The organism is Microcoleus sp. AS-A8 (assembly GCA_039962225.1).
GTDB lineage: Bacteria > Cyanobacteriota > Cyanobacteriia > Cyanobacteriales > Coleofasciculaceae > Allocoleopsis.
Map to the genome: position 1 here is coordinate 345,646 of JAMPKV010000002.1, position 16,891 is coordinate 362,536.

A 16,891-nucleotide genomic window follows, 5' to 3' on the forward strand; every position below is an offset into this window, starting at 1 on the left:
AGATATGCAGAAATACCTCTATCTGGCTCCACCTGTTGAAGGTTGGCTTGTAGGCGTTTTTGGCGATGACCGCCTGATTCAGTTCACCGAACGCCACAAAATACAATTAGACTTGCCCTCCCTGCAAGGGATTACCGACCCATTTCAAGAGCTGGAACGTCATGAGAACATTGAAGGCGTTGTGATTGGCTTACAGCGGGGCTGGTTGGGATGGACACATCTGAGGTTAGCCCAAAAGGCTTTAAGGCTGAATCGGCGGGTGTGGTTGTACTGGCCAAAAGAAGACGCGATCGAACGTGTCGATGAAGAACGCCTACAGAGTCATTGGCGGCATTTATTTGCGATTCAAGGTTACAAAGCTCTGCGTCCTCTGCAAGCTGTTTCAAATTCAAAATCGGCGTTGCGCGAACATTATCGGCTGGCACGCAGCATGTATCGTGGGCAGTCTTACACGTACTTGGGTCGCCAAGCTGATGAAAAAACAGCAAGTGTAGCGAACATCCTCGCTGAACTTGAAGAGGCGGTAAGAAGCGCTGAACCCATTCCTGTGACTCACCTCGATCGCCAACCGGATGCCGAACATCCGCTCACAGGGTGTGGAGTGTATTTACGCACAGACTTCTGGGTACGGATCGATTCAGGCGGTAGCTATGGTCACACCTGCCATGTAGCCAAGGAACTCGCCAAAGTCACCGAGAAGCTGGTGTGCTTCATGCCCCATCAGTATTCGCTACTAGATGATTTTGGTCTCTCTCAAGTGGTTCTCGCTCCTGCGGGTGAGGATGGCAGCGAAGGAACGATTTTACAGAGTACCAAGCACTATTACCAACTTTTAAAACCAGCGATCGAAAGCTTGCGTCCGCTTTATATCTACGAGAGGTTGTGCTTGGGGAATTATGCAGGCGTCCTCTTGAGTCAAAAGCTGAAGATACCCTACATCGTTGAGTACAACGGCTCAGAAATCTCCATGAAGCGGAGTTTTGATGGTAGTGGGTATCAATATGAGGATATTTATCTGAAAGCAGAAGAAGCGGCGTTTCGACAAGCTACTTTGATTTCTGTTGTATCAGAAGCGGTTAAAGAGGATTTGGTCGCACGCGGGGTCGAGCCATCCAAAATTTTAATTAACCCCAATGGCGCTGATATCCAGGCTTATGCTCCTTTACCTCCTGACAAAAAAAGCACCTTGCGCCAGGAATTGGGCTTCGACGACTCCCATCGGGTTATTGGATTTATCGGCACCTTCGGTGGTTGGCACGGAATTGACGTACTAGCGGCGGCGATTCCTAAAATTTGTCAGCAACTGCCCGAATGTCGCTTTCTCCTCATTGGTGATGGCAACTACAAGCATTTAGTGGACCAACAGATTGCCAAGCATCAACTTTCTCAACAAGTATTAAGTGTTGGTCGCGTTCCCCAGAAAGAAGGTGCTCGTCTCCTAACGGCTTGTGATATTTACGTTGCCCCTCACAACAGCCATATGGTCGATCGCCGCTTCTTCGGTTCTCCAACCAAGCTCTTTGAGTATATGGCTCTAGGGGGCGGTATTGTGGCTAGCGACTTAGAACAGCTTGGCCAGGTTCTTTCCCCCGCTATGCGTCCTGGAAACCTGGGCAACCCAGATCTAACGGTGAGCAACCAACGTGCTGTGCTGTGTACCCCTGGCGATATCGAAGAATTTGTCAGTGCTGTTGTGGAATTAGCCAAACGACCTGAATTGTGCCAAATTCTGGGTCAGAATGCACGTCAAGCGGTCGTTGAGCATTATGCCTGGAACCATCATGTCGCCAAACTTTGGCGTTTTCTCAGAGGAGAAATCACCTCAGAGGGGTTTACCGTTGATTCGCCAAACAACAATATCGAGCCACTCGATTTACAAAAGCTCGATACTGGCGATGCCTATAAAAATGAAACGCAATCCCAGTGGAACAATAATCCTTGTGGTTCACAATATGTCAAACAGGCACAGCGTCATACCCTAGATTGGTTCTTGGAAGTAGAAGCATACCGCTATGGTGAATACGCGCCTTGGATGGCAGAGACGATGGAATTTGCCAAACATAGCGGCAAAAAACTTCTAGAGATTGGCGCTGGAATCGGTACCGATCTGTGCCAATTTGCTCTCAACGGTGCTGATGTTACTGATGTTGACCTTTCGGCTGGACACTTGGAACTGGCTAAAGAAAACTTTAGATTGCGGGGTTTGACAGGTAACTTTATTCACCAGGATGCGGAAGATTTACCGTTTGATAACAACAGTTTTGATGTTGTCTACAGCAATGGGGTGATTCACCATACCCCTAATACAATCCAACTGGTGAAGGAAATTTACCGCGTACTTAAACCCGGTGGAAAAGTCATTATTATGGTCTACGCTGAGAACTCATTACACTACTGGCGTAGTCTGGTTGGTAACCTTGGACTCATGAAAGGTGAGCTGCTGGATGTCTCAATGGGTGAAATAATGTCGCGTCACGTTGAGATTTCTGAAAATAATGCTAAACCTCTGGTTAAGGTCTATACCAAAAAAAGACTGAAAAATATGTTCAGAGAATTTGTCAATATCGAGATTGTGCAACGACAAATTACAGCACCGGAATTACCAAGCTCACTACGCTGGATACCGTTGGACTTGGTTGGCAAACTGGTAGGCTGGAACCTGGTAATCAAAGCGAATAAACCGGAGAAGGCGTAAATGGTTGTCCGGCTGCCTAATTGGTTAAGGCGTTTAGCCAAACGCGCACCCCAGCAAAAGGCGAAAGAGCTATCTTTGCCAGATTTGACTTCCGATTTAGCTAGCGCTGGACTGTCCTTCGATCGCTGGTATGCGAGTCTGCAAGGGTTAGGGAGTTTGTATGCGGAGTTGTCGGCAGAAACGATAGACCATTTGCGATCGCTGTGCGGCGATCGCATCTCCACTACCATTACCGCAGCCAATCAGATACTTGCCCATCAGTTCGACTTACTCGGCAGCGGCAAATATACACCCATCGAGCCAGAGCGTGCGATTAGTTCTCAGGGTTATCGTCCCATTGATTGGTATTTAGACCCGGTGTCTAAACTCCGCTTTCCTCAGGGAATTCCTCATAAAGAATGGAATTTATTCCAGATGCGCCCTAGTCAGGAAGCGGACATCAAGCTTCCCTGGGAACTAGCCCGGTGCCAGCATTGGGTAACTTTGGGGCAAGCTTATCGGCTAACCAACGATGACCGCTATGCCTGGGAAATTGCCCATCAGTTGCATGACTTTAGGGAAGCCAATCCAGTGGGTATGGGTATTCACTGGACTTGTACGATGGATGTTGCGCTTCGAGCCTTGAACTGGGCACTCGCTTTTTCCTTAATCGGTCAGTACCAAGGATTGCCAGCAGACTTTTGGCGGCAGGCTTATGAAGCTCTATTTGAGCATGGGGTATTTATCTACGGGAACCTGGAAAATAACTACGAGGTAACCAGCAATCACTTCTTGAGCAATGTAGTTGGTTTATACTACCTAGCCAGTGTCTTCCGGGACTTGCCTCAAGGTCGTATTTGGAACCAATTCTGCCGAGAATCTCTCGAACAAGAAATCCAGGTTCAGGTACTTGATGATGGGGCAGATTATGAGTCATCTGTCCCCTATCACCGTTTGGTAACAGAATTGTTTCTCGGTGCTGCCCGACTTGCTGAGTTTCGGGGTGAACCTCTATCCGAGGCTTATTGCGATCGCCTCTACAAAATGGTTGACTTCCTCGTGGGGGTGATGCGTCCCGATGGCTTGATGCCCCAAATTGGCGATGCTGATGATGGACGATTGCATATTTTCACCGACTACGGAACCTGGCAACCCCAAGATGCACGCCATCTTTTGGCTCCGGCTGCCTTCTTGCTGAATGAACCCGCTTGGCTGCAACAGGCTGGAGTGACTGGCTGTTGGGAAGCCGCTTGGTGGGGCTTCGATATTGGACAACTTTCTCCAAAAGATCAGCCTCCACCCGAATTATTCAAACTGTTTCCACAAGCAGGATTGGCTGTGATGCGGGAGGGCGGACATTATCTGTTGGTGAGTAACGGCGTGGTGGGCACCAAAGGGTTTGGCAACCACAAGCACAACGATCAGCTGAGTTTTGAATATCATGCTGATGGCATCCCACTGTTGGTTGACCCCGGCAGTTACGTTTATACGTCAGACTTCGCTGCCAGAAACCTCTTCCGGAGTACTGGCTATCACAATACCTTGTGTATTGATGAGGAAGAACAAAATGAGATGCGCCCAGAATGGATATTTCGCCTGTTTGAAACAGCTCGTGCAGAAACCTTAGACTTTCGAGTTACCGAGCAGTATGGGGAATACTGGGGCAAACATATTGGGTATCAGCGCTTAAGCCATCCTGTAACTCACGAACGTCGCTTTCGACTGGAAAAAGAATCAGGAGCCTTATTTATCCTCGACAGACTCAACGGAACGGGCAAGCATCAGTTAGTCTGGCATTTTCATTGCGCTCCTGGGGTGGAAGTGACACAAGTGGAAAGGGGAATCTATCAGCTGTCTGCTGGAAATGGGCGTTTTTATTTGCGTACTCCAGAAACCCTAGAGGGAACAATCCGCGATGCCTGGTATTCTCCATCTTATGGCGTGCGGTTACCGTGCCGAGCAATTGACTTAAGCCTAAATACGGAACTGGAACCTGTAGAATCCTGGTTTTTTGCAATGGCTGGTGAAGCGTGTTTTACACAACCCCAATGGGCAGCCCAATTAACATCCATTTTGCAGTCAATGGCTCTGGGATAACAGAAATAATTTTATGCGCTCTCTATTGACTACAATTGCTGGTTCTACATTAGATGCAAGCCGCACAATCCTGCGCTACCGGAAAATTATCTGGGCTACCACCAGAGTGGAACTTGCCAAACGCTACTCCGGCTCAGCACTTGGATTAGCGTGGGTCTTTTTACATCCGGCTTTATTACTGTCTATCTATATATTCGTATATGTCGTAATTTTTAAAGTTCGGTTTCCGGGCTATGGTCAATCCTATTATGTCCTCTATATATTCAGTGGTTTAATTCCTTATTTAGGCTTTTGGGATGCTATTTCTGGCGGTTCCTTATGCATTAAACAGAATATTCATTTAGTTAAAAATGTCATGCTACCTATTGAGCTGATACCCGTAAGGGCAGTGGCAGTTGGTATGGTGACACAGGTAGTAAGTACGGGCATTTTGATTTTATTGGTAGGATTCAAAGGTTCCTTAACGTTTCATTTAATTTGGCTACCCTTGGTTTTTCTATTACAGGTCATGTTCCTAGTCGGTCTTGTTTGGATACTGGCTGCCTTGGCAGTGGTATTGCCAGATATTTCTTATTTTATAAATTTGTTTTTGCTGCTTTTAATGTATATATCTCCTATCGGATTTACTCCCGACATGATTCCATCTCATTTAAAATTAATGATATATTTAAACCCAATCTATTACATGCTTGAGATGTATCGAGATAGTATACTAAAAGGGCAGTTGCCAGCGATAGATACGCTGGCAATTTATGTGATTATGTGTACAGGATTTTTTGCTCTGGGTGCAGCATTTTTTAAACGATTCAAAAGTATGCTAGTGGATTATGAATAATGTCATTATCCAGGCTAGGGAGTTGACGAAGGTTTACCGTCTTTACAGCAAGCCTCAGTACCGCTTCTTGGATATGTTCGGACTACTGGGTAAAAAACGCGGGGCTTTTACGGAACATGCGGCGCTAGACGGGGTCAATCTGGATATCCGGCGCGGTGAAAAGGTGGCTGTCATAGGGCGCAATGGTGCTGGGAAAAGTACGTTTTTGAAGCTGGTAACCCAGGTCACGCAACCCACTTCAGGTCAGATTAAGGTAAGAGGCAAGGTACACGCTCTACTGCAAATTGGGACGGGTTTTCACCCAGATTTTACAGGTCGGGAGAATGTTTACGCTTACTTGGCTCAACTGGGCGTGACGGGTAGAGAGGCTGACCGCAAGTGTGCTGAGATTATTGAATTTGCTGAATTGGAAGAATATATCGATCAGCCGGTGAAAACCTACTCCACGGGGATGGGTGCTCGGTTGATGTTTTCCACTTCAACGGCAATTACTCCCAATTTGCTGGTACTTGATGAGGTGCTAGGGGTAGGCGATGCTTATTTTACTCAGAAAAGTTATGAGCGAATTCGGGAGTTATGCGAAGGGGAAGGGACTACACTGCTATTGGTAACCCATGATATTTACTCAGCCTCAAAAATTTGCGATCGCGTAATTTGGATTGACCGAGGGCGCGTCTTGATGGATGGCAATGCTCCAACTGTCATCAAGGCTTATGAGGACTCGATCCGGGCGCAAGAAGAACAGCGTTTGCGCTTGCGTAAACAGGCAAAGTTGCAAGAACTCAAAGCCAATCATCAAAGTCGTGCACTTGATTATATCTTGCTGGAAATACGCAGCCGGGACAACAAGCCACAGCCCTGTCCTGTCTATTTCAGCGAAATATCTCTCTATAATCAGGGTGTGCCAATTGCCAGCCTGCCTCTGGGCGTCAATGGCTTCGATAATGAAGACAACTCGCATTTACAGCAGGAAGGTACATCCTGGGGCGACACTGTTTTCTGGGAAGGGCGTCAATCCCGCCCCATGCTTAATTACGGTTCCCCGTTTCACAAAGTTGCAGGCGTGTTTGTGACTCCGGGACTATTCACAGATGCCGACAAAACACAGATCGACTTATTGATGGAATATTGGTCGGACGAGCCTTGTGACCTTGTCCTGCGTGCTTTCATCAAAGGACGTGAGATAGACTTGGGGCCGCTTCCGCCGACAAAGGGACAATGGATTAAACATAGTGTTCAGTGCTTATATGAGGGAAAGCAAGGCGAACACAGGAATTTAGAGCCTTTGTCGGAAATCAATACTAGTGGAGTTTATGGTTCTGGCGTTATTGTTGTGCAGAATGTAAAGACTGTTGATGATTGCGGCAAAGATACTCATTTTTTGTCACATGGCAAAGGAATGAGCTTTTTAATCGAATATCAAATTGTGAAGCCAACCTTTAATGAAAGAGCTCAAGTAATCATTGTTCTGCATAAAGATGGTGTACAAGATGTGTGCCGCTTTATTACACGGGATTTACTTTTTGATGCAACAAAAAATAATAAAGGAATAATACGCTTAAATATCCCCAGACTTATGCTAGGTGCTGGCACCTATTCTGTAACCATTATGGTAGTCAAAGAAAAATATTTTGACCAGGAACAAACAATATTTTTTTCTATTAATCCGAGTGTTTATGCAGTCATTTCAAAAGTTATTGATATCCAAGTTACTGATGGAGGTTTATTGGGTTCAGGTACTATATTCGTAGGTCATGGCGAGTGGTCTATGGACTTTAATCACGAATTATTATCACCCTACAATTCCTAAAAATACATCTCCTATAGATTGCATTTATCTTTGCAATTAAATTTATATATGAGCAAAATCATAAGCTCTAATTGTAAATTGTTAAGTACATGGTCAACAATAGGTTACTGTTGCTAACCCAGCGATTTCCCTCGATAGAAGTTATAGAATCTAGGCTAAATGCTGAACCAGGCACAGTGTGGATGCTCCCACCTGAAGAGATGCCCACTACTGACGCCGACCTCATATCTTTTGCCCACAGAATGGCTAGGTTGAGGTCTACCCTAGTTTATCCACAAAGGATTCTTTGGATTCAACCTTTATCCCCGGAACTAACACTAACCTTGGAAGAGGCTGAACAGTTAGTAGGTTTAGTTGCTGGAGTAACATTGCTTGAAAAAGATGCTTGCCTTGATGGTCGAGATTGCTATGTGATCGGCGGTGTTATCCGCAAACAGGCTATTACATTTGGATTAAAATGGTCTAAAGGATGCTTTGAATCTAGTCAAGTTATAAACAAATACTTGAATCGAATTATAGAATATAGTAACTTGATTAATGACGCTATACATTTGATTGAATTACCCGAAAATCATGAAATCAACCAAGAATGGCGTGAAGCCGTTTATATCTTTCTTAAAGAATTAATAGAAAAAAATATACAGCCAACTCTAGGAATTAGCTTATCTCGCGTTCCCCGACAAGATGGCACAGATTTATGGGAAGCATTGCAATATCTTCAAAGTATCGAGATTAGAAAAAATCTATCCATTAAAATTAGTTTTCAAATTATAGATAAAAACTTTGATTTATCAGATTCTCAATCAATTCTTGATTTTGCTAAAACACACGAAATAAATTGTGATTTATCCCTCGATATTTATGGAAAAAAGAATGAATTGATTCCTTATTATCAGTATGAGGCTTATACTCCACTTAATTTCGATATACGCACCCCGTCTTTTCACTTAACTCAAAATGCTGTGATGGAAATACCGCATATAGACGGATTGCAACTAATTCAGGGTGAACATACTAATTTAAAACAACTTTTTACAAGTTACACTACAGATAGTCTATACAGACTCACCGTCGCTTTAAGCCGAAATCTAAGAAAGACCTATTTAGAACAACTGAATTTGAACTCAGATTTGATCTCACTGTGGCATTATTTTCATGTCTATAACTGGAGCGCGCCTCCAAACGATATTTTACAGTTACTGTTATTTGACGTAGAAGATTTTTTGCAAAATTTCTCTGTTGATGACTATAAGCATTTAGAAAAAGAAAATTGGATATGGAATTCGTTTGATTTTTTAAAAGACCTACGTCAAAAATCCCTAGAAACAGGTTTTTATGATATTAATTCCATTCTTAAATCTCAAGTTGATCTCCATCAATACCTTGAAGAGCGCACTACGCTAACGCCTGACGGAGAGAAACTGATTGAACTGTTACCGGCATCTCTGGGGAAAACGCTAGAAATAGGCTCAGGTTACGGTTTAATTGCCCGTAGGATAATAGAAAGAACGGAAAAATATATTGGAGTAGATTTACGAATTAATCAAGCCCATGAAATCAACAAACTAGGAGGTCATGGCATCATTGCAGATATTCATAAGTTACCTTTTTTAGATAATTCGTTTGATACTATTATTGCTGATAACGTAATTGAACATAGTTATAATCCCGAACATGCGTTCAAAGAAATTAGAAGAATTCTTCATGCTAAAGGACGATTGTATGCGCTAATTCCCCTAGATTATAAAAGTAGTAGTTATCAGTTAAAAGCACATTTTTGGAAAGCTGATGAAAAGTCGATTCGGATTGTAGCTCAAATAGTTGGGCTAAAAATCCAGTATATGGAAGTTTTAGATTTGAGCGAATTAAATTATTTTGGATGTTTTCCAGCTAGCTCTGGGAAAACTTGCCTGGTTATCATGGAACCCAAGGATTCTGAATTTTTAGACTTACCAACAAATAATATCACTGAAAAAATAAAAATAAATCACGATATAGATAGAAAAATAACTTTTGATGATTATGATCCGAGACATCAAAATTATAAGATGATAAAGCTTTGTGAAAATGCTCTATTAAATCTACAATCTGAGGTTAATAGAAGGGATGAAATACTAACCAATCTACAAGCAGAAGTCACTAAAAGAGATGAAATGCTAACCAACCTACAAGCTAAAATTAATGATGTGCAAGCAGAAGTCAACGATAATTTTATTATAGCCATAGAAAAAAAGATTAGAAATACCTACCATCATATTAAGAGTTTCTTGAAATTAGATTAACTGTAAAATATAAATTTACTTAGTTAATCTATAATACAAAACTATTAATATAAAAACTCTACAAAATAGTTTCTAGAACACAGGTGTGGCGATGTGTGGAATTGTTGGTACTTATAAACCTACTGGCGAGGTCTGTAGTTCAGAAGTCCTAATCGCCATGCGCGATCGCATGACGCATCGAGGGCCAGATGGGGCGGGTTTGTGGCGATCGCAAAATGGGAAGTGTGGTTTGGGACACCGCCGCTTATCCATCATCGATTTATCTGATGCCGCCGCTCAACCGATGTTAAACCAGGACGGTACAGTGGTACTAACCTTCAACGGCGAAATTTACAATCACGCTGAAATTCGGCAGGAGTTGGAGGCATTAGGTAAATATCACTGGAAAAGCGACCACTCTGATACAGAAGTCCTGCTGCACGCTTATGAAGAGTGGGGATTGGATTGCGTCCAGCGCTTCTACGGCATGTTTGCCTTTGCGATTTATGACGCCCGAAATCCAGACAAGCCAGTTGTTCACTTGGTGCGCGATCGCATCGGGATTAAGCCACTGTACTTTAGTAAAACGCGATCAGGAGAATGGCTATTTGCCTCCGAAATCCGGGCGCTGTTCGCTCACCCCGATTTAACGCCAGAAATGGATCGCACCGCTTTCTGGCACTACCTAACCTTTATCGTCACCCCCGCCCCCCTAACTCTGTTTCGGGGGATTTTTAAACTGCCAGCCGGTCACACCATTACGATCGACCATACGGGGAAAGCTACGGCTCATCAATACTGGAATTGTCAGCCTGATGCCGCTAACACTCTAACCGAACAGGATTTGAGCGAAACAGAAGCCGTAGCGGAGTTAACCGGGTTGCTCAAGCGATCGATTGCCCGCCGCATGGTTTCGGATGTACCCTTTGGTGTTCTACTCTCCGGTGGTGTAGACTCTTCCCTCAATGTAGCTCTGATGAGCGAACTGATGGATCGGCCTGTAACGACCTTCACCATTGGCTACGAGGGTAAAGAAGATTACAACGAATTCCAGTTTGCTCGCCGAATCAGCCAACGCTATGGCACAGAACACCACGAGGCGCTGATTAATCGGCAACAGATGCAAGAGTTCCTACCTCTGCTAGTTCAACTTCAGGATGAACCCATTGCGGATAATGTCTGTATACCGCTTTACTTTTTGGCTAACTTAGTCAGAGACAGTGGTACTACAGTCGTGCAGGTAGGGGAAGGGGCGGACGAAAACTTCCTAGGTTACTGGTGGTGCGAACATTATCGTCATAAGTATGAAACGGTTTACCAGGCGGCTCAGCACAAAGTGAGTTGGTGGCAACGTCTTCTGTCTAGAGGTAAAGCCACTTTGCCGGGATTGAGTGGAGAAGACTGGGAGATTCAGCGTCGGGCTCAGGCAGGTCAGGAACTTTTCTGGGGTGGGGCCGTTTGCTGGTGGGGAGAGATGCGCCGCCAACTCACACCAGACGCCGCACCGTTCCAGCAGACTCTTGAATGTCCGGTTGAGGGATTATTGCCAGAGAGTCACCAGCTTATCGATAGCCATTCAGTGGTCAGCCATTACCTGGGTGGCTTGAATGGTCACTTGGTGGAACCTGAGGTACTGCAAAAGATTCCCTACATGGAAATGAAGCTGCGTTTGCCAGAACATTTGCTCATGCGGGTCGATAAATTGACAATGGCTCATGCGATCGAAGCCAGGGTGCCCTTTCTCGATCATGAAGTTGTGGAATTCGCCACGCGACTACCGCCTACCTACAAGCTGCGCGATGGGGTAGGTAAGTTAGTTCTCAAGAAGTCTGTTGCACCTTACCTTGACAATGATATGATCTACCGGAAAAAACAAGGTTTTGGTGCACCGATGGAGGAGTGGTTTAAGGAGGGAGATTTTGGTCAGCGGTGTCTGGCTGCTTTTGAGCGATCGCAGATTAAAAAAGAAGGATTTTTAGATAATCAATATTTTACGGACTTGCTCAAACATCAGATGCACCAAGGTGGCGGCTACAGCTTTCACCTGTGGACGGTGCTAAATGCTGTACTTTGGTACGAGTCATGGGTCGTGGGTAACAAGAATTGTTTTTAGCCACCGTCTCAAGCCCCAGGAATGTATTCGGGCGTTTGACAGAAACAAAAGTGAAAACGCCAAAAATAAAGGATACTCATGCTTTATTTTCTTTCTATATAGCAATTTATTTCGTAGCTTGTGCCAAGCTATTTTGTATTACCAAGACAATAACGGAAGGAACGAACGTTCAATAAATGTTATGGTCAAGACTGCATGGAGTTAGAGTTATAACAGCGTCTCCTGATACTGCTAGAATCTTCCCAAAGCCTTGTCCCAATTAAGAGCAATTTATTATGTGCGGTATTTGTGGTGTGATATTCGCCGAGCATGATAGACCAGTGGACGCCAAGCTCATCGAAAGCATGTCTTCTACCATCGTGCATCGTGGCCCTGATGAGCAGGGCATTCATGTGGACGGTAACGTTGGCTTAGGTTCCCGGCGGCTATCGATTATTGACTTGGAAGGTGGGCGACAGCCCATTCACAATGAGGATAAGACAATCTGGGTTGTCTTCAATGGCGAACTCTACAACTATCCGGAACTTACTCACTCACTGTCGCGACGCGGACATCACTTTTACACCCATACTGATACGGAAATCATTGTCCATGCTTATGAAGAGTTTGGTGATGAGTTTCTACAGCACCTAAATGGGATGTTTGCTCTGGCGTTGTGGGATAGCCGACGTCAGCGATTGGTGTTGGCTCGCGATCGCATGGGCATTAAACCTTTATATTACGCGCTGCATGATGGTGCACTGATCTTCGGTTCTGAACTGAAAACGATTCTGACCTATCCGGGTATACCCCGCACAGTCGATCTAGTAGCGCTCAACGAGTATCTGAGTTTTGAATACGTTCCTACACCGCGAACCATCTTTCAAGGCATATCCAAGCTACCACCAGGACACGCGCTGTCCTTTTCTGAGGGGCGGATGCGGATTTGGCAGTACTGGGACGTTAATCTCGCTCGTAGTGAGAATATTCAACCTAAGCGGTTGGTTGAGTATGAAAACGAACTCCTAGAAATTCTCAGAGAAGTTGTACGCAAGGAGATGGTTAGCGACGTACCCGTTGGCGTTTTGCTCAGCGGTGGAATTGATTCCAGTGCTGTGGCGGCACTTATGTCAGAGATAGCACCAGAACGGGTCAAGAGCTTTTCAATTCGATTTGACGATGTATCTTTCGACGAATCTAACTATGCTCACCAGGTGGCTCAGCACTTGGGCACTGAACACCATGAACTAACGTTGACCCCTAAAATGGCACTGGATTTAGTGCCACAGGCTGCCAAGTTTCTTGACGAGCCGTTAGGTGACTCATCTCTCATACCAACCTTTCTGCTCTCACAGTTCACTCGCCATCATGTCAAGGTAGCTTTGGGGGGTGATGGTGGGGATGAACTTTTTGCAGGCTATTCTACGCTTCAGGCTCATCGACTAGTGGAGTATTACGAGTCGCTCCTGCCTAGCGTTGTTCGTCATCGCTTAGTGCCGTGGGTTGTAGACAGAATGCCTGTTTCTTTTGATAACATCAGCTTGGATTTTAAAATTCGACGTTTTATTGCGGGTCGGGGTTTGCCATTAGTGATTCGCCATCAGCAGTGGTTGGGTTCCTTTACGTCAGCCCAGAAGCAGCAACTCCTACAGCCTTGGACTCAGTTACGAGAAAAAGATACCTACCAGGTAGCCTTTGACTATCAACGTAACTCTCAAGCAAAGGAAGCCCTGAATCAGCTTTTGTATAGCGATATGAAGTTATATCTAGAAGGGGATATTTTGCCCAAGGTAGATCGAGCCAGTATGGCTAACTCGCTAGAAGTGCGCGTACCGTTGCTCAATCATACGCTCGTAGAATACGTGTCTGGTTTACCTCATAGTCTGAAGTTGCGCGGTCTGACAACCAAATACATCTTAAAGCGGGTGATGCGAGACCGTTTACCTGATGCCATTCTACAGCGAGGCAAGAAGGGGTTTAACATGCCAGTGGCGAAGTGGTTGGCTGGCCCCTTGCGCCCTCTACTGGAAGATATGCTTTCTAAGGAGCGGTTGGAACGTGAAGGACTCTTCAATGCAGGCTATGTAAAACAGTTGGTCAATGAACACCTGACAGGTCAGTTTGACCACCGGAAATTGTTATGGACTTTGTTGATGTTTGAACTTTGGTATGACCAATGGGGTTCAGCTGGTCAAGGGAAGAGAGACCTTGTAAGTCCTATAGCATTGATTGGAAACACTACTCCTTAAAAGTTTCAAATCAGTTTTTCAGGAGCTTTTTACTTAGGGAATAATTGGATGTTGGAAAGCCTCTCTCATCGAGCATAAAGGTTGAGTTTTCTAACAACAAAACGGGATTGCCTATCTTCTGATCGCGAATTCAGCAACACTAAGGTGACACTTTGTAGATTTTTTAAGGGTACATCCCAAGAGTCAACATAGTCACCAGGCTTGCTTAAAGTCTTCACATCGATAAATCTGCTTCCATCGGGCAAAAGTAGCCCCAAAGCCATCCCGCCATCATCTACTCGAACGTCATATTCAACATGCATGACGGAGAAGTTGGAAACAGGAATAGGAGCCATGAGTTGATAATGGCTCCGACCTGGGCTTGTTGTCACGCGTAGCAGGCTATCTGATTCAGCCTTGAAGGAAACATCAGGTAACGCCTTCGTCCAGTGGAGGTTTTTTAATGTTGTAATGGGCTTTGTTCGTCCCTCTGCAACCGCTAGACGTATTTCGTTTCCCACTAACACCTTTGTACTCTCCTCATTCAACGCCAGCAGATTTATGCTTGCATAGTTGCCGATAACAATTAATGCAAATACTGCTAGTCCCAGTGCAACTACTCTTTTTTTCAATATTGGTGAGAGTGATACGAATTCACTGTATAGGAGATTAATCAGAATTGCAGCGGCAAAAATGTAACTAAGAGGTACGTACCTGATATAACGGGATTCATAGTAAACAAGACCCAAGCTACCCATTGCGTAAATTAAAGGAATTGAAATGATGTAAGCAGTAGAAAAATTTTTTTTTAAAATAAGCACTATTATAGATAGACAAAATATCCAAAAACCGTATTGAGTACAGTAATTATTAATCAAATTAAAATAGTCAGGTATACCAAGGTATGATTGATGATCGAATACAATTTTTGAAAATCGCCAGATAATAGTAGTCAAAACATACAAAGGATGTTCGCGCCATGCATTTTGGTAAGCGGCTCTCCAGTACTTTTCTGATGCCGCTGAGTGCCACTCGATACCTTGTTGCATAAGTAGTTTAGCTGCTTTGTCATCATTGACAAAATAGCCGTAATCATTGGGTAACTGTCCAAGTCCACACCAAAGAGCATAGTTTCCTGCATTAGAGGTAAAGATCCAATGTCCATTATTAATTTTGTGATAAGCTCCCCAGAAAAACATGAGGGTGCAAAATCCAATAATAATCATTGTCACTGCATGAATTCTTCGCTCAGCAGGAGCAGTGAATACAGCCCAGAGCAAGAGTGGACAGATAAAGAGAACCAAATCAGGACGAATTAAAGCCGACACAGCTACCAAAAAGCCAGTTACCAGCCAGAGAAGCATCTTATCGCGACGGCTAACAAAGACTATTAAGGCAATCAACCATGCCATAAGTGGAGGGGAGAGAGCTTCGGCAAGCAGCATAATGCTGCCAAAAGTCCACAAAGGTGCGACAGTGTAAACACCAGCAGCGAACAGCGAAATTATGGGTCGAACGCCCAGCCGAATTAAAACATAAAAAATAGGAAAAACGGTCAAGCAATCAATAGCCGCTTGAACTAGGCGAATCGTCTGAAGGTTATTAATTCCAAAAAATTGCCAGATTGCAATAAATAAAGAATAACCTGGAGGATAGAAGGTGATAGACCAAGGTCGGAGATGTAATATATCGTCAGCACCCTGCACATATTTAATTGTTATGCCACCGAAATAATGAGCTAAGGACCAATCGATATAAGATTCCGAAAGACCTCCATTGAGCAGAAAGAACTGATACCGAACCCAAAATCCCAGAGGTAAAAAAGCTAAGAGAATCAGTAGCGTTAAACTAGGAAATCCGAAGACTTTCCATCGTTCAAGTGGCAACAGAAATTCAATTTTTTTCATTAGGCTAGTGGTTGAACAAGAAAGTTTTTAGTTTTTATAGAGGTGCCTAAACGTGTTTTTGCGCTCGACCAATAACCTGTAATCCAGCCCGTTTAAAGGCAGGTAATCGGACAGCCCAATCATCAAATTGCGTTACAAGTCGTGTCAGACTTCGAATGCCAGGAATGAAACGTAGCAACCCATTTACAACTAAAACGTCACTGTTCATAAAAAAACAAAAACCGAGAAACCCATAACTACGCCATTGACTTAATTGGAAGCCAACATCGAGAAGAATAGGTACTGTTTTCTCATACAAGAGAGGGCATTCTGTTTCGTGATCAAGAGCAGGAGAAAGTCTATAAATAATTGCTCTGAGCCAACGCCAAAGAAAGAAGTCACTTAATGGTTCTCTAAATATAAATTGGCCTCCGGGCTTCAGGATTCTAAAGATTTCTGAAAACAGCTGTTTGCGATCGCGTACATGATGGATACCACCTAGCATGAACACGCTATCGAAGGCTTCGCTTTGTAGGGGCAATTGCGTCGCATCGCCCTGAACAAAGAAGAGATTTTCATTGGGTAGCGTTGTCTGGGCACTTTCCAACATGGATAAAGATATATCTACTCCAACCCCTCGCTCGACACGTTCCCCCAGAAGCAGAAAGGCTTCACCCCGTCCGCAACAAATTTCTGCCACGGTTCCCAAATGAGCATCCTTAACAGCTGCTAAGAGTACTCGGTCGAGATAGTCCATATACTCTTGGGTATGGGGATAAGCTAGATTTTGTAAATAGGCTTTGGCGATCGCTTCATAATGCTGCTGTTGTATCCGTGCATCTGGTGAACAAACTTGTTCCCCGAACAGAGGAATACCTGAGGTGCTGATTTGATAAGAGTATTGCCCTGAGAGATTGGCTATCTGCCTATCTTTTAGTTGCAGAGTTTCGCCAGACTGAGGACAACGCAATAAGGTAAGGAATTTGGATACATTCATCATTTGAATGC

General features: G+C 44.3%; 9 protein-coding genes. 7 read left to right on the forward strand and 2 right to left on the reverse strand.

Features of this window, described 5'->3' with window-relative positions; all coding sequences use genetic code 11:
- Positions 1 to 4: 4 nt before the first annotated feature.
- The 7 genes from NDI48_04580 (at position 5) to asnB (NDI48_04610) (ending at position 14,018) form a co-directional block, all read left to right on the forward strand.
- The gene (locus NDI48_04580; GenBank protein ID MEP0830482.1) at positions 5 to 2,695 is read left to right on the forward strand and encodes a methyltransferase domain-containing protein; all 2,691 of its coding nucleotides are present in this window, start codon (positions 5 to 7) and stop codon (positions 2,693 to 2,695) included.
- Entirely contained in the window at positions 2,696 to 4,771 is a 2,076-nt protein-coding gene (locus NDI48_04585) for a heparinase II/III family protein (protein MEP0830483.1), read from the forward strand.
- Between the two features lie 13 nt (positions 4,772 to 4,784).
- The gene (locus NDI48_04590; protein ID MEP0830484.1) at positions 4,785 to 5,606 is read left to right on the forward strand and encodes an ABC transporter permease; all 822 of its coding nucleotides are present in this window, start codon (positions 4,785 to 4,787) and stop codon (positions 5,604 to 5,606) included.
- Positions 5,599 to 7,416: an ABC transporter ATP-binding protein gene (locus NDI48_04595; protein ID MEP0830485.1), complete on the forward strand. Its 1,818-nt coding sequence runs from the start codon at positions 5,599 to 5,601 to the stop codon at positions 7,414 to 7,416. The genes NDI48_04590 and NDI48_04595 overlap by 8 nt, the downstream gene beginning before the upstream one ends.
- Before the next feature lie 323 nt (positions 7,417 to 7,739).
- Positions 7,740 to 9,698, forward strand: coding sequence for a class I SAM-dependent methyltransferase (locus tag NDI48_04600; protein ID MEP0830486.1), 1,959 nt, complete (start codon positions 7,740 to 7,742; stop codon positions 9,696 to 9,698).
- 91 nt (positions 9,699 to 9,789) lie between these two features.
- Positions 9,790 to 11,790 (forward strand): asparagine synthase (glutamine-hydrolyzing), encoded by a 2,001-nt coding sequence (gene asnB, locus NDI48_04605; GenBank protein MEP0830487.1) that lies wholly within the window; start codon positions 9,790 to 9,792, stop codon positions 11,788 to 11,790.
- 275 nt (positions 11,791 to 12,065) lie between these two features.
- Positions 12,066 to 14,018 (forward strand): asparagine synthase (glutamine-hydrolyzing), encoded by a 1,953-nt coding sequence (gene asnB / locus NDI48_04610; GenBank protein MEP0830488.1) that lies wholly within the window; start codon positions 12,066 to 12,068, stop codon positions 14,016 to 14,018.
- Between the two features lie 65 nt (positions 14,019 to 14,083).
- On the opposite strand, the gene NDI48_04615 is transcribed toward asnB (NDI48_04610), so the two are convergent.
- Together NDI48_04615 and NDI48_04620 are read right to left on the reverse strand one after the other, a co-directional pair.
- A complete protein-coding gene (locus NDI48_04615) occupies positions 14,084 to 15,904 on the reverse strand; it encodes a glycosyltransferase family 39 protein (GenBank protein ID MEP0830489.1) in 1,821 nt (606 codons plus the stop codon).
- Between the two features lie 46 nt (positions 15,905 to 15,950).
- Complete coding sequence (locus NDI48_04620; protein ID MEP0830490.1) at positions 15,951 to 16,883, reverse strand: class I SAM-dependent methyltransferase; 933 nt, start codon at positions 16,881 to 16,883, stop codon at positions 15,951 to 15,953.
- Positions 16,884 to 16,891: the final 8 nt, after the last annotated feature.

Excerpts from the sequence above, each read along its gene's own strand:
- NDI48_04615 (MEP0830489.1), bottom strand. The coding sequence starts at position 15,904 with ATGAAAAAAATTGAATTTCTGTTGCCACTTGAACGATGGAAAGTCTTC.
- asnB (MEP0830488.1), top strand. The coding sequence starts at position 12,066 with ATGTGCGGTATTTGTGGTGTGATATTCGCCGAGCATGATAGACCAGTG.
- NDI48_04585 (MEP0830483.1), top strand. The coding sequence starts at position 2,696 with ATGGTTGTCCGGCTGCCTAATTGGTTAAGGCGTTTAGCCAAACGCGCA.
- NDI48_04590 (MEP0830484.1), top strand. The coding sequence starts at position 4,785 with ATGCGCTCTCTATTGACTACAATTGCTGGTTCTACATTAGATGCAAGC.
- NDI48_04595 (MEP0830485.1), top strand. The coding sequence starts at position 5,599 with ATGAATAATGTCATTATCCAGGCTAGGGAGTTGACGAAGGTTTACCGT.
- NDI48_04620 (MEP0830490.1), bottom strand. The coding sequence starts at position 16,883 with ATGATGAATGTATCCAAATTCCTTACCTTATTGCGTTGTCCTCAGTCT.
- asnB (MEP0830487.1), top strand. The coding sequence starts at position 9,790 with ATGTGTGGAATTGTTGGTACTTATAAACCTACTGGCGAGGTCTGTAGT.
- NDI48_04580 (MEP0830482.1), top strand. The coding sequence starts at position 5 with ATGCAGAAATACCTCTATCTGGCTCCACCTGTTGAAGGTTGGCTTGTA.